Annotated in this window: 12 protein-coding genes; 8 read left to right on the top strand and 4 right to left on the bottom strand. The window is 69.3% G+C overall.

Features of this window, described 5'->3' with window-relative positions:
* The first annotated feature begins 1 nt into the window (after window position 1).
* The 3 genes from BM228_RS04495 to BM228_RS04485 all read left to right on the top strand — a co-directional run bounded on the left by BM228_RS04495 (window position 2) and on the right by BM228_RS04485 (window position 1683).
* Window positions 2-415 (top strand): Ros/MucR family transcriptional regulator, encoded by a 414-nt coding sequence (locus tag BM228_RS04495; protein ID WP_244537016.1) that lies wholly within the window; start codon window positions 2-4, stop codon window positions 413-415.
* 115 nt (window positions 416-530) lie between these two features.
* Window positions 531-743, top strand: coding sequence for a hypothetical protein (locus BM228_RS04490; protein ID WP_092037591.1), 213 nt, complete (start codon window positions 531-533; stop codon window positions 741-743).
* 91 nt (window positions 744-834) lie between these two features.
* Complete coding sequence (locus tag BM228_RS04485; RefSeq protein WP_092037589.1) at window positions 835-1683, top strand: DUF6456 domain-containing protein; 849 nt, start codon at window positions 835-837, stop codon at window positions 1681-1683.
* A gap of 200 nt (window positions 1684-1883) precedes the next feature.
* Here the strand turns inward: BM228_RS04485 and BM228_RS04480 are convergent, their stop codons facing one another.
* The 4 genes from BM228_RS04480 to BM228_RS04465 all read right to left on the bottom strand — a co-directional run bounded on the left by BM228_RS04480 (window position 1884) and on the right by BM228_RS04465 (window position 4607).
* Window positions 1884-2315, bottom strand: a complete 432-nt coding sequence (locus tag BM228_RS04480) for a SufE family protein (protein WP_092037587.1) — start codon at window positions 2313-2315, stop codon at window positions 1884-1886.
* Between the two features lie 111 nt (window positions 2316-2426).
* Complete coding sequence (locus BM228_RS04475) at window positions 2427-3518, bottom strand: sensor histidine kinase (protein WP_208611978.1); 1092 nt, start codon at window positions 3516-3518, stop codon at window positions 2427-2429.
* A 408-nt stretch (window positions 3519-3926) separates the two neighbouring features.
* On the bottom strand, window positions 3927-4292 hold the full coding sequence (locus BM228_RS04470) for a response regulator (RefSeq protein WP_092037585.1): 366 nt from the start codon (window positions 4290-4292) through the stop codon (window positions 3927-3929).
* A gap of 21 nt (window positions 4293-4313) precedes the next feature.
* Window positions 4314-4607: an STAS domain-containing protein gene (locus BM228_RS04465; RefSeq protein ID WP_092037583.1), complete on the bottom strand. Its 294-nt coding sequence runs from the start codon at window positions 4605-4607 to the stop codon at window positions 4314-4316.
* Between the two features lie 447 nt (window positions 4608-5054).
* On the opposite strand from BM228_RS04465, the gene BM228_RS04460 reads away from it, so the two are divergent.
* The 5 genes from BM228_RS04460 to BM228_RS04440 all read left to right on the top strand — a co-directional run bounded on the left by BM228_RS04460 (window position 5055) and on the right by BM228_RS04440 (window position 13378).
* On the top strand, window positions 5055-6179 hold the full coding sequence (locus BM228_RS04460; RefSeq protein ID WP_092037581.1) for a methyl-accepting chemotaxis protein: 1125 nt from the start codon (window positions 5055-5057) through the stop codon (window positions 6177-6179).
* A gap of 399 nt (window positions 6180-6578) precedes the next feature.
* Window positions 6579-8624: a chemotaxis protein CheA gene (locus BM228_RS04455; RefSeq protein ID WP_092037579.1), complete on the top strand. Its 2046-nt coding sequence runs from the start codon at window positions 6579-6581 to the stop codon at window positions 8622-8624.
* A complete protein-coding gene (locus BM228_RS04450) occupies window positions 8624-9085 on the top strand; it encodes a chemotaxis protein CheW (RefSeq protein WP_092037577.1) in 462 nt (153 codons plus the stop codon). The genes BM228_RS04455 and BM228_RS04450 overlap by 1 nt, the downstream gene beginning before the upstream one ends.
* Window positions 9086-9103: 18 nt before the next feature.
* Window positions 9104-11272, top strand: coding sequence for a HAMP domain-containing methyl-accepting chemotaxis protein (locus tag BM228_RS04445; protein WP_092037575.1), 2169 nt, complete (start codon window positions 9104-9106; stop codon window positions 11270-11272).
* Between the two features lie 168 nt (window positions 11273-11440).
* The gene (locus tag BM228_RS04440; RefSeq protein ID WP_244537015.1) at window positions 11441-13378 is read left to right on the top strand and encodes a methyl-accepting chemotaxis protein; all 1938 of its coding nucleotides are present in this window, start codon (window positions 11441-11443) and stop codon (window positions 13376-13378) included.
* Window positions 13379-13398: the final 20 nt, after the last annotated feature.

Below are 13398 nucleotides of genomic sequence, written 5' to 3'. Positions count from 1 at the left end.
GGTGAGAGAGAACGAAAACGCGATCGATCTCGTGGGTGCGACGACCGATGTCGTGGCTGCCTATGTCAGCAAGAATTCCATTCCGGTGAGCGAGCTCCGGCCGTTGGTCCACGCCGTCTACGCGGCCCTGAAACGGGTCACGGAGAGCCATCCCGTTGCGCCGTCGGACCCGGCTGTGCCGGTGGAGGGCTCGGTGACGGCGGATTACATCGTCTGCCTGGAGGATGGCCGGAAGTTCAAGTCGCTCAAGCGGCATCTTCGGTCGAAATACAATATGAGCCCTGAGCAGTACCGCGCGAAGTGGAACCTGCCCGCCGATTACCCAATGGTGGCGCCGAACTACGCCAAGACCCGCTCGGACCTCGCCAAGGCGATCGGGCTCGGCCGGCCGGACACGCTCCGGGACGCCGCCTGACAGCGTCGGACCCGCGCGGCAAGGGAGGGATACCGGGGCGATATCGGGCGTTGGGTTGCGATGGCTCGTTATGTGCGATGCGATCGAAACCGCCCGTCCGGCGCCGAGGTGCTGCATGACCGCGTTTCCCGACTCCCAGAACGATGATCCCGCGGAGGATCTCGAGCGGATGAATGCCGTTCTCGCCGAATGGGCCGCACGATCCGCCGCCGACAGCGCCACGCTGATCGATCGCTTCGAAGACTTGGGCTACGCGGTCCGCGGCAAGTCGGAGGACGAGATCGCCGAGATCCTGCGCCAGCCGCCGACCGGACCGCGCCGGACCTGAATCTTGCGATAGGTAAAAAATCTTTGACTTGATGAAGCGATTCTGCGATGGCCGCGGCGGTCGAAGCTGCGTGCCGGGGTTAGAACAAATCATGAACAAAAAATCGAGATCCGGCCGGGCCAAGGCTTCGGCGTCCCGCGAGTCCACCGGAGGCGCCGCCTTGACGGCAGAGGCGGCACGGCTTCTGGCGCGGCTCGGCGAGGCGGGGGCCTATGCCCGGCGCGATCCCCTGAGCGAGGACGGCCTGCTGGTCCGGCGGGGCGGAGACGGGGTCTCGGTGGGCAGCGGGCGGTTTTCGGAGACGGCCGGCCGGGCGCTGGTCGATGCCGACCTCGCCGCCTGGGACCCGGCGGGCGCGAAGCTGACGATCAGCCCGGCCGGGCAGGCGCGTCTGCGGCGCGCGCAGGCCCCGGACGGGATGGCCTATCGCGCCCAGCACCACGACCTGACCGTGATCGAGGGGGGCGGCTCGGAGCCGACCCTGCGCAACGCCTCGGAAAATCCCCTGGCCTGGATGGTCCGGCGCCGGGGCGGCGACGGCGCGCCGCTGATCGACCCGGCCGCCTTCGAGGCCGGCGAGCGACTGCGCCGGGACATCACCACGGCGGCGATGCTGCCCCGGATGGGGGCGGAACTCGGCGCCCCCCGGGTCGATGGCGGCGGCGCCCGCGACCCGGCCGCCGCCTCCGACCAGGTGATCGCGGCCCGTCAGCGGGTGCGCGGCGCCCTCGACGCGGTGGGCAGTGATCTCTCAGGGCTGCTGATCGACCTCTGTGGCTTCCTCAAGGGCCTGGAGCGGATCGAGGCCGAGCGCCGCTGGCCGGCCCGCTCGGCCAAGGTCGTGGCCCGCATCGCCCTGGGGCGTCTGGCCGAGCATTACGGCCTGGCGCGCGAGGCGACCGGGCCGGATCACGGGCGGTTGCGCCTGTGGCGGGCGTGAGGGGAGGGGTCCGAGGCCAACAACACCAACTCAATCCCCCTCATCCTGAGGTGCCGCAGCGAAGCGGAGGCCTCGAAGGAGGGCTCCAGGGATCGCGCGGCTGGCTGGAGGGCTCCTTCGAGGCTCGCTTCGCTCACACCTCAGGATGAGGGGATGGGTGGGAAGACGTCTTCGAGCAGAGGCGGGGCCGGCCCCGCCTCCTACCGCTCCGCCCCCAAAAACCGCACCGCGTCCCGGTGCACCCGGTCGGCCATGGCGCGGACGCCGTTGGAGCGTTGCGGGGTCAGGTGCTCGCCGAGACCCAGCTTGGTGTAGAGCGCGAAGGCGTCGGTCTCGGCGGCCTCGCGGAGCGGCTTGCCGTCGAACAGGGCGATCATCAGCGCCACGAGGCCGCGCACGATATGGGCGTCGCTGTCGCCGCGCATGCGCAGGCGGGGCTCGCTGTCCGAGCGGTCGACGTCGAGATCGATCCAGACCTGGCTGGCGCAGCCCTGGACCTTGTTGGTCTCGGCATGCAGCGCCGGGTCGGCGGGCGGCAGGGCGCGCCCGAGCTCGATGAGGTAGCGGTAACGCTCTTCCCAATCGTCGATGAACGCGAAATTCTCGACGATGGTGTCGATCGGGGGAACCATGGTGGACCGGATCTGGGGTTGGTCGGGGCCGATATAAGGCCCTGGGGAACATCTGGCGACTCGGATACGGAGCACCAGGGGGCGCGGCGCCGAAGATCACGCCTCCGAAGATCACGCCTCCGGCGGCTGCGTCGGCGGCAGGGTCAGGACCAGCGGCTCGGTGGTGCTGGCATCGCCGGTCACCCGAATCTCGGCCTGAGCCGCGTAGGCGGCGATCAGGCGCGGCCCGAGCTTCGGGATGTTGGACCGGCCGGTGGCGGCCATCTCGCTCACCCCGGAGACGATCGAGACGCGCAACGGATGACCCTGCTCTGATTCGATCTCGATCACGATGGAGCAGGCGACGTGCTCGGCGGTGGCGTCGAGGCATTCCGCCACGATCTCGGCGACGATCATGCCGAGCGCGTTGGCGGTGCGCGGCTCGACCAGCCCGGTGCCGGAGCCGCCGACCTGAACGCTGATCCGCCCGGCGCGCCGGAGCTGCCCGAGGCCCGAGGCCAGGCGGTGGAGGTAATCGTGCAGGTCGATCGAGGCGATGTGCGGCGCCTCGTGCAGGTGCTGCTGCACCAGCGCGATCGCCCGCACCCGCTGCCCGAGCGCCTCGAAGCTGCCGCGGCACGGGTCCGGGGCGGCCCGGCCGTAGAGGCCGATCAGGCTGACCATCACCTGGAGGTTGTTGCGCACCCGGTGGTAGACCTCGGCGAGCAGCGCCTCCTTCTCGGCGAGCGCCTGCTCGATATGCTCCTCGGCATGCTTGCGGTCGGTGATGTCGAAGCAGGAGCCGAGATAGCCCTGGAAGCGGCCGTCCTCGATCAGCGGGCGGGCGGTGTCGAGCAGCCAGCGGTAGACGCCGTCATGCCGCTTCAGGCGGAATTCCACGGTGAACGGCGCCCGGGCCGCGAAGGCCTCGGCGACGATCCGGGCGTGGCGCTCGAAATCCTCGGGATGCAGGCCGCTGCGCCAGCCGACGCGCAGCTCCTCCTCCAGGGGACGCCCGGTGAAGTCGAGCCAGCATTCGTTGTGGTGGACGGCGTGGCCTTGCTCGTCCGAGCGCCACAGCATCAGCGGCACCACGTCGGCGAAGCGCCGGAAGCTGTCGCTCAGCGCGATGGTGCCGGCCGCCCCCGGCCCCTGGCCCGCATCCCCAGCGGGGACCGTTGCCTGCGGCGCAGCCGTTCCGGACCCTGGTGGCTGACCGCCCATTCTGTACCCGACCCGCTGTACCGAACTGTGTGAGACGCCGTGATTGCATCGTGATGGCGCCGGTCAACGTGCCGGTGGGGGTCCCGTTCCGGTCCCACGTTGCCGCTGCGGTGCTCATCCACACGCGGATCTGATTTTAGGGACGAGACCGGATTTCGAGAGGGGTTTTTGCGGGCTTTAGCGCGGGTTGCACCACGTGTTACAGATCATCCGTGGTGGGAGCGGATTTTTGGTTTTGGCGTTGCGGGCGCGCTTTCGCCCGCCCGCAAGCGCTGAAGACGCCACGCATTTCCCCTCCCCTGAAGGGTGAGGAGCGCGCGTTCCCTCCTACAAGACACGATGTATGAACGTCGTAGCCCACCCGCAGAGGGGGGAGGGAGGGCGCGCAGCCTCCTGGGCGCCGCCCGCTCAGGCCCGGATCAGCTTCGCCACCACCGCCAGCAGCTGCTCCGGCTTGAACGGCTTGGTGATCCAGCCGGTGGCGCCGGCGGATTTCGCCTGCTGCTTGATGGTCTCGTCCGATTCCGTGCTTAGGAACAGGATCGGCACGCCCGCGCAGGACGGCACCGTGCGCAGCTGCTTGATCATCTCGATGCCGTTCATCACCGGCATGTTGAGATCGGTGATCACCAGGTTGATCGCCTCGGCCTTGGCCTTGGCCAGGCCCTGGGCGCCGTCCTCGGCCTCGATCACCGTGTGGCCGGCGGGGCCCAGCACGATCTTGATCATCTGCCGGATGCTGGGCGAGTCGTCGACGGCGAGAACGGTGGCCATGTCAAAAATCCGGTTCTGGAATCAGGGGGCGGTGGCAGTCGCGTACGGCGCGTGCGGCACGAAGCCGGCGCGCCGGAAGGCCGCCGCGACCGCGTCGGGCAGGTTGGTCAGGTCGAGGGTGACGCCGCGCGGCGCGGCCGACCGGGCGGCGGTGACGACCAGCTGGACGAAGGTGACGTCCACCGTCTCGATCGCCGCGCAATCCAGCGCCAGGCCGGACGCGCCGTCGAGCGCCGCCAGCAGATCGGCCTGGAGCGCCTGGGCCGTCCGGAGCGTGCAGTCCGGCGGCATCGTGAGGGTGACAGGTTCGGCCATGAGGAATCCGCTGCTGGTGCGCGGCCAGACTGGCTGCAGTCGACCGCTTTAAGAATCGGGGCCGTTAAGTTTCCCTTGAGCTGATCATAATGGCCCAACAGGACCGAGGATTCATCCCGCAATTCCTGTTGAAAACTGCTCATCTGGCGCCGGAAGGCGATTTTGTATTGGGGGCATTTTGCGGAGATCATTTCCGGCTGTGGATCTGTTTCGACTGATATTCGAACGATAATCCGAGCTGATGTGCGACATGTATTGATATTCGTAAATCAAAGATCAGAGACAATCATTGGGCGGTCTGGATCGCATGAATTGCGTCATGCGATCCACATAGAGGGCACGGCATAACTGTTCATTCAGATGCCCGGCTTAGAAACCGGCGGCTCACGGCCGTCAATTCGAGCCTGTCCCCGGCGAGAGCTGGCCGAGTCCGAGGAATACAGATTGATGGCCTTCTGGGCGCGCGGGAATCTCAAGTCGGATCACGAGGCGGTCTCGGATTCGCGCGCCGTGCTCGCCGCCGCCGGGGACGCGGATGGCGCCGAACCGGCCGGGGCGGCGGCGCGCCCGCTGCTCGGAGCCGCCGACCTGCTCCAGGCGCGGCTCGGCCTGTCTGAAGTCCAGCGCAAGACCCTCGACGCGCTGATCGACGAGCTCGGGATCATCTCGGCGGATGTCGAGACGGACGTGCACGGCCTGTCGGAGCGGTTCCAGCGCATCGCCGCGACCACCCGGGGCCAGTCCGAGATCGTGCAGGGGCTGGTGACGGCGATCCAGTCGGTGCGGATCGACGGCGCCGAGCGGCCGCTGGCCGAGGTCGCGGCGGCCCTCGGCGAGATCCTGGCGATGCTCAACGACAAGATCGGCTTCATGTCGTCCCGCGGCGGCACCATGGAGGACGCGCTGAACGGCGTTCTGGGCGAGTTGTCGTCGGTGGATGGCAGCGTCGCCGAGATCGAGAAGATCAACCGGCAGACCAACCTGCTGGCGCTCAACGCCAAGATCGAGGCGGCGCGCGCCGGGGAGGCCGGAAAGGCCTTCGCGGTGGTGGCCGACGAGGTGCGCAGCCTGGCCGGCACGATCAACGCCCTGTCCGGGGTGATCAAGCAGCAGATCGGCTCGATCGCCACCGGCCTGCGCAGCAGCCACGCGCTCCTGCACGACATCGCCACCATCGACATGTCGGAGGAGAGCCGCAGCGCCGACGCCCGGGTGCGCCTGGTGATGCAAGCCCTGGTCGAGCAGAGTTCGCGCTTCGCGGGCGTGCTGACCCAGACCGTGCAGACTACCGAGGCGATCACCCAGGACGTCTCGGGCGCGATCGTGGCCATGCAGTTCCAGGATCTCGCCAAGCAGCGGATGCAGAACCTGCAGGCGATCCTGCGCGCCCTCCGGGCCGCCCCGGAGCGCCCCGCCGACGCCGCCGGGGCGGAGCTGGACTGGATCGCCGCCACCATCGCCGGCTGCACCCTCGGGGAGGTCCGGGAGCGGATGTCCCGGCGCCTGCTCGGAACGGCGGCGCCGGTCCAGGACAACGACGACGACCCCCTGGCCGGGATCGATCTGTTTTAAGTCGGCAACAGTCTTCGCCGTTGCGCGGAAATATTGATCGTATCTACCTCAGGTAATGCAGCGCAACTACCTCTACATCCGGTGGTTTACTTGCGCACAATCGATATTGCGCCGGATTGGCGAAATAGAGCTCCCGAATCTTTGCGCTAATATATAGATTTCATTTCATCGAGTTACAGACTGTTGCCCGAAAGATTCCGATAACGCGGATTTTTTAACGACGTTAGGACTTCTTTTCTTAAAGATTTCCAAGTACGGTGATTCCCGATCGATGGCCGAGTCTGATGTCGACCGGGCGTCAACCCGGATGATCGCGACATCTAGCCTCCGGTCGGCGACCTCACGGGCCGGTGATCGCCCGGATGCCTCGGAAGACGGCACAACTGGATCTGCTCGACGATGACTGACCACGATCCAAGAGAGGTGTTCCTGGCGGAGGCCAACGAGCTTCTCGACCGGCTGGAGACGACGCTGCTCGACCTCGGCGACCGGCCGGGCGACTCGGCGCTGATCGACACCGCGTTCCGGGCGCTGCACACGATCAAGGGATCGGGGGCGATGTTCGGCTTCGACCGAGTCGCCGCCTTCACGCACGATTTCGAGACCGCCTTCGACCTGGTCCGGCGCGGCGAGGTCCCGATCAGCGCCGATCTGGTCAACGTGTCCCTCTCGGCCAAGGACTATATCCGCACGCTGATCGAGGATCCGGATTCCACCGCCCCGGTGATCGGCGAGGCCATCCTGGGCGAGCTCGAGCGCTTGGTGGGCCGGGCCTCGGCCCAGCCGAAGCCGCAGCCCGAATCCGAGGCGCCGCACCCGGAGGCCGCCTCCGAGGGGTGGCGGATCGGGATCGCCTTCGCCCCGGAGGTGCTGCGCAACGGCACCAACCCGCTGGCGCTGATCGACGAGCTGCGCGACCTCGGCCCCTGCACGGTGGTGCCGCGGCTGGCCGACCTGCCCGACCTCGCGGCCCTGGACCCGGAGAGCCTGGCGCTCGGCTGGGACGTGACCCTCCGCGGGGCCGCGACCCGGGAGGCGATCGAGGACGTCTTCCTGTTCGTGCGGGACGACATGGTCCTGACCCTGGCGCCGCTGGACGCCCTCGAGCCGGCGCCCGAGCCCGTCCCCACACCCGCCGTCGTCGCGGCGCCCGTGCCGGTTCCGGCCCCGGAGCGGTCCGCCGCCACGGCTGCGGCCACGCCGGCCGCGAAGCCGGAGGCCGAGCGCCGGGGCCCGGCCCGCGGCGGCGAGCCGCGCGCGGCCAGCACCATGCGGGTCGAGGCCGAGCGGCTCGACGAGCTGCTCGACCGGGTCGGCGAGCTGGTCATCGCCCAGGCCCGGCTCAGCCAGCTCGCCGGCCTCCACACCGATGGCGGGCTCCACACCATCGCGGAGGAGATCGAGCGGCTGTCGGCGCAGTTGCGCGACACCACCATGAGCATCCGGATGGTGCCGATCGGGGCGCTGTTCAGCCGGTTCCGGCGCCTGGTCCACGACCTGTCGGGGGATCTCGGCAAGCCCGTGACCTTCGTCACCGACGGCGAGGAGACCGAGCTCGACAAGACCGTGATCGAGCGCCTGGCCGATCCGCTGGTGCACCTGATCCGCAACGCCATCGATCACGGCATCGAGGACCCGGCCCACCGGGCCGCCTCCGGCAAGGACGCCACCGGGCGCATCTCGCTCGCCGCCGAGCATGTCGGCGCCCAGGTCCTCGTCACCGTGCGCGACGACGGCGCCGGGCTCGACGTGGCGCGCATCCGCGCCAAGGCCGAGGAGCGCGGGCTCGTCGCCTCCGGCGCCGTGCTCACCGACCAGCAGGTCTACCAGTTCCTGTTCGCCCCGGGCTTCTCCACCGCGCAGCAGATCTCGGCCCTGTCGGGCCGCGGCGTCGGCATGGACGTGGTCAAGAAGACCATCGAGGCCCTGCGCGGCTCGATCGACATCACCACCGAGCCGGGGGCGGGCACCGCCATCGTGCTGCGCTTGCCGCTGACGCTGGCGATCATCGAGGGCCTGCTGATCCGGGTCGGCGACGGCCGTTACGTGCTGCCGCTGTCGGCGGTCGAGGAATGCGTCGAGCTGCCCGAGGGCGACCGCAGCGAGCGCGGCCGGGACTTCCTCAACATCCGCGGCGACCTCGTGCCGTTCCTGCGCCTGCGCAGCCTGTTCGAGGCCACCGACGCGCCCGACCCGTACCAGAAGGTGATCGTCGTCTCGGTGGGCGAGGCCCGGTTCGGGCTCGTGGCCGACCAGATCCTCGGCAACCACCAGACGGTGATCAAGTCGCTGTCGAAGCTGCACGCGGACGTGACGACCTTCTCGGGAGCCACGATCCTCGGCGACGGAACCGCGGCGCTCATCATCGACCCGGCCCAGCTGATGACCGGCGGCCATATCAGCGCCGCCCCGGACGGGCTGCGCGACTACCGTGAGGTGGCGTGATGACCGATTTCGTCGAGGCCATCGAGCAGGGCCACGCCCTGCAGGTCGTGATGATGCGTATCGGCACCGAGACCTTCGCCCTCGGGGCCGGGATGGTGCGCGAGATCATCGACCCGATCCCGACCACCCGGGTCGCCGGGGCGCGGCCGCATCTCGGCCACGTGGTCAACGTGCGCGGCAACGTCGTGCCGCTGGCCGATATCCGCGAGCGCTTCGGCATGCCGCTCGCCGCCGCGACGCCGGACACCCGCTTCGTGGTGATCGAGCTCGATCTCGACGGCGATCCGACCCTGGTCGCGCTCGTGGCCGACAAGGTGTTCGAGGTGACCGCGGTTGCCCTGGAGACCCGCCAGCCGGCGCCGAAGATCGGCACGTCGTGGCGGCCCGAATACATCCGCTCCATCGTCAAGTCCGGGGATGACTTCGTCATTATCCCGGACATGCAAGCAATCTTAAACTGATCGGCAGGAACTGAAGCGATGCGGGTTTCGATCAAGGCCAAGCTGGCGGGCGGGTTCGGCGCCTTGCTGATTCTCGCGGGCTTGGCCGGTGGTGTGGGCTACCGGGGCCTGATGGAGTCCGACAGGAGCCTGGCGTTCCTCCGCGACCGCGCGGCGACGCAGGCCGTGGTGCTGGAAGCCAAGGCCAACGCCATCCGCAGCACCGCCAACCTGCGCGCGGCGGTGATCACCGTGGACGACGCCCAGATCGCGGATTCCCTCAAGCGCGCCCTCGACATGCGCAAGCGCGCCCAGGAGACCATCGCCAAGGTCAAGGCCAGCCCCTCCACCGAAGAGGGCGGCCGGCTCGTCCAGGATCTCGAGCAGAAATATGACACGCAGGTCGCCCTGGGCAACAAGATCGCGGAGCTGGCGCGGATGAACGCCAACGCTCGGGCCTGGGCCGAGATCGTCGGCGTGGGGCGCCCGGCCATGGCTGTGCTGCGGACGGAGCTGGCGGCGCTCACGGCCAAGGCCGACGGGAACGTCCTCGATCTGATCAAGGCGGTGATGGCGTTCCAGATCCCCCTCGAACGGGCCTGGGGCCGCCTGCAAGCCGCCACGGGCGCGGTCAGCGTCGCCGGGCTGGACGAGCACGTGACTGCGACCAAGCAGATGCACGACGAGATCGCGCGCAGCCTGGAGAACCTGCTCCGGGTCGGTGCGGCCGTGAAGGTTCCCACCGAAGCGGTCCGGCAGAGCTTCGAGACCTGGTTCGCCTCGTTCCAGAAGGCCCTGGCCACGATCGAGCCGGGCGCGCCCATTCACGCGATCGAGCTCGTCGCGGGCGAGTACAGCGTCGCGTCCATCGCGACCAACAAGGCCTTCGACCTCCTGGTCGATTACCAGGGCCGCCAGATGGCGGAGGCGGTCGAGCACTCGAAGACGGCGTCGCAGGAGAGCCAGACGCTGATGCTCGCCACGTTGGCCGGCGCGCTCCTCCTCGGCCTCGGGATCGCCGGGTGGCTCGCGGTCTCGATCGCACGGGGGATGGCGCGGGCCGTGTCGCTCGCCGAGGCCGTCGCGGCCGGCGATCTGGGCCAGACGATCACGGTGACCTCGAACGACGAGGTCGGCGACTTGGTCACCGGCATGAACCGCATGACCGACAATCTCAGGCAGACCGCCGCCCTCGCCAACGCGATCGCGGGGGGCGACCTCACGGTCGAGGCCGCGCCGCTCTCCGACAAGGATACGATGGGTCTCGCTCTGCAGACGATGCTGGCGCGGCTCCGGGCCGTGGTGACGGATGCGAACGCCGCGGCCGGCAACGTCTCGGCGGGCTCACAGGAGCTGTCCTCCTCGGCCGAGCAGCTGTCGCAGGGTTCCACCGAGCAGGCGGCCTCCACGGAAGAAGCCTCGGCCTCCATGGAAGAGATGGCCGCCAACGTGAAGCAGAACGCCGAGAACGCCAGCCAGACCGAGGCGATCGCGCGTCAATCGGCCAGGGACGCCGAGGCCAGCGGCGTCGCGGTCGGGCAGGCGGTCGACGCCATGCAGACCATCGCCCAGAAGATCACCATCGTTCAGGAGATCGCCCGCCAGACCGACCTGCTGGCGCTGAACGCCGCCGTCGAGGCGGCCCGGGCCGGCGAGCACGGCCGCGGCTTCGCGGTGGTGGCCTCGGAGGTGAGGAAGCTCGCCGAGCGTTCGCAGGCGGCCGCGGCCGAGATCGGCACCCTGTCGGCGGACACGGTGAAGGCGGCCCAGCAGGCCGGCGAGATGCTCGGGCGTCTGGTGCCGGACATCCGCAGGACCGCGGTGCTGGTGGAAGAGATCTCGGCGGCGTGCCGGGAGCAGGATGTCGGCTCGGCGCAGATCAACCAGGCGATCCAGCAGCTCGACAAGGTCACCCAGCAGAACGCCAGCGCCTCTCAGCAGGTCTCGGCGACCTCGGAGGAGCTGGCCACGCAAGCCGAGCGGCTTCAGGCGACCATCGCCTACTTCCGCATCGACGAGGCCGAGACGGGGCTCGACACGGCGGTCTCGCGGCTGCGGACGACGGCGGCCCGGATGGGCGTGCCGACGACCGCCCCGGCCAAGGCGAAGGCCCGCCCCGGCCGGGCTCTCCCGGCCTCGGGCGGGGGCTTCGCCCTCGAAATGGGCGACGGTGATGCTCGCGATGCCGAGTTCATCCGCGCCGCCTGAGCGGCGCCGAGCGCCTCGTCCCGGATCCGGTTTCCGGGACGGCACGCGAACCAACCGGCCTGCGCCCATGGGCGCAGCGGCCACGATCAGATCCGCACCCGGGTTCGCCCGGACCACACCAGCCGCAGGGTGCTCCCGACCGAGATCCCCGCTTCGAAGGACAAGGCCATGAACATGCTCGACAACATCTCGATACCGCGAAAGCTGTTTCTGGCCTTCACGCTGATGCTGCTGGTCGGCCTCGGCATCAACGGCGTCGTGTACTGGAAATCCTCTGAGATCCGTCAGTCGGTGAACTGGACGGACCACACCATCAAGGTGATCGACGCCGCCGACCGCGCCCTGTCCGGCATGGTCAACCAGGAGACCGGCTATCGCGGCTTCCTGCTGTCCGGGGATGCCAAGTTCCTGGCGCCCTACCAGAAGGGCTGGGAGACGTTCAACACCGCCTGGCGGCAGGCCAAGGAGCTGACCTCCGACAACCCGACCCAGCAGGAGCGGCTGGAAAAGATCCGCCGGCAGGCCGAGGCCTGGCATAACGGCGTCGCCGAGAAGGGCATCGCCGCCATGGCCAATCCGGAGACCCGCGAGGCCGCGCGCCAGACCGAGATCGCCGGCGCCGGCAAGGAGGCCATGGACGGCCTGCGCGCCGAGGTCGCCGACCTGGTCGGCGTCGAGAACACGCTAATGCGGACCCGCCAGGACGCGCAGAACGCGGCCTTCGACACCACGACGCAGATGATCCTGCTCGGCATCGCCGCCAACCTGGTGATCGCCGTCGCCATCGGCCTGCTCCTGGTCCGCACCGTGGCGAAGCCCGTGACCGCGATCAGCACCCGCCTGGCGACCCTGGCGACGCCGTTCGAGACCGGCCGCCTCGACGAGGTCGGCCGGATCCAGGGCACCGCCCAGGCGGTGGAGCAGGCCTTCCGAGAGATCTCGGAGGTCCTGGCGGCCGCCTCGGTGGGCGACTTCACCAAGACGCTGTCGAAGGATTTCGGCGGCCTCAGCAGCGAGGTCCAGGCCAATCTGCGCGCGACCACCGACAACCTGCAGGTGCTGGCCGGCGTCGCCACGTCGATCGCGGCGGGCGACCTGACCGTCGAGGCCAATCGCCTGTCCGACAAGGACGTGCTCGGCATCGCCCTGGAGCAGATGCTGGACAAGCTCCGCGCCGTGGTGACCGAGTCCGCCCTGGCCGCCGGCAACGTCTCGGCGGGCGCGCAGGAGCTGTCCTCCTCGGCCGAGCAGCTGTCGCAGGGTTCCACCGAGCAGGCGGCCTCTACGGAAGAGGCCTCGGCCTCGGTCGAGGAGATGGCCGCCAACGTCAAGCAGAACGCCGAGAATGCCAGCCAGACCGAGGCGATCGCGCGGCAATCGGCCAAGGATGCCGAGGCCAGCGGCGTCGCGGTCGGCCAGGCGGTCGACGCCATGCAGACCATCGCGCAGAAGATCACCATCGTTCAGGAGATCGCCCGCCAGACCGACCTGCTGGCGCTGAACGCCGCCGTCGAGGCGGCCCGGGCCGGCGAGCACGGCCGCGGCTTCGCGGTGGTGGCCTCCGAAGTGCGCAAGCTCGCCGAGCGTTCGCAGGCTGCGGCTGCCGAGATCGGCACCCTGTCGGCGGACACGGTGAAGGCGGCTCAGCAGGCCGGTGAGATGCTCGGGCGTCTGGTGCCCGACATCCGCAAGACCGCGCTGCTGGTGGAAGAGATCTCGGCGGCTTGCCGGGAGCAGGATGTCGGCTCGGCGCAGATCAATCAGGCGATCCAGCAGCTCGACAAGGTGACCCAGCAGAACGCCAGCGCCTCCGAGCAGGTCTCGGCGACCTCGGAGGAGCTGGCCACGCAAGCCGAGCGGCTGCAGCAGACGATCGCCTACTTCCGCATCGAAGACACCGGGGCCCGGATCGACGTGGCGGCGACGCAGCTGCGGGCGACGGCGGCCCGGATGGGCGCGCCGGCGCCTGCCCCGGCCAAGGCCAAGCTCGGCAAGGCCAACGGCAAGGCCCGCGGCAGCCGCGCCGCGGCGGCCCAGAGCGGCGGTTTCGCCCTCGACATGGGCGAGGGCGACGCCCGCGACGCCGACTTCATCCGGGCCGCCTGAGCGGCCCCGCTTCCCGCGCG

Origin of the sequence: Methylobacterium pseudosasicola, assembly GCF_900114535.1 — a bacterium.
In the GTDB taxonomy this organism is placed as follows: Bacteria; Pseudomonadota; Alphaproteobacteria; order Rhizobiales; family Beijerinckiaceae; genus Methylobacterium; species Methylobacterium pseudosasicola.
The sequence above is the reverse complement of the archived record's forward strand: the minus strand, read 5'-3'. Positions and strand labels throughout refer to the sequence as shown.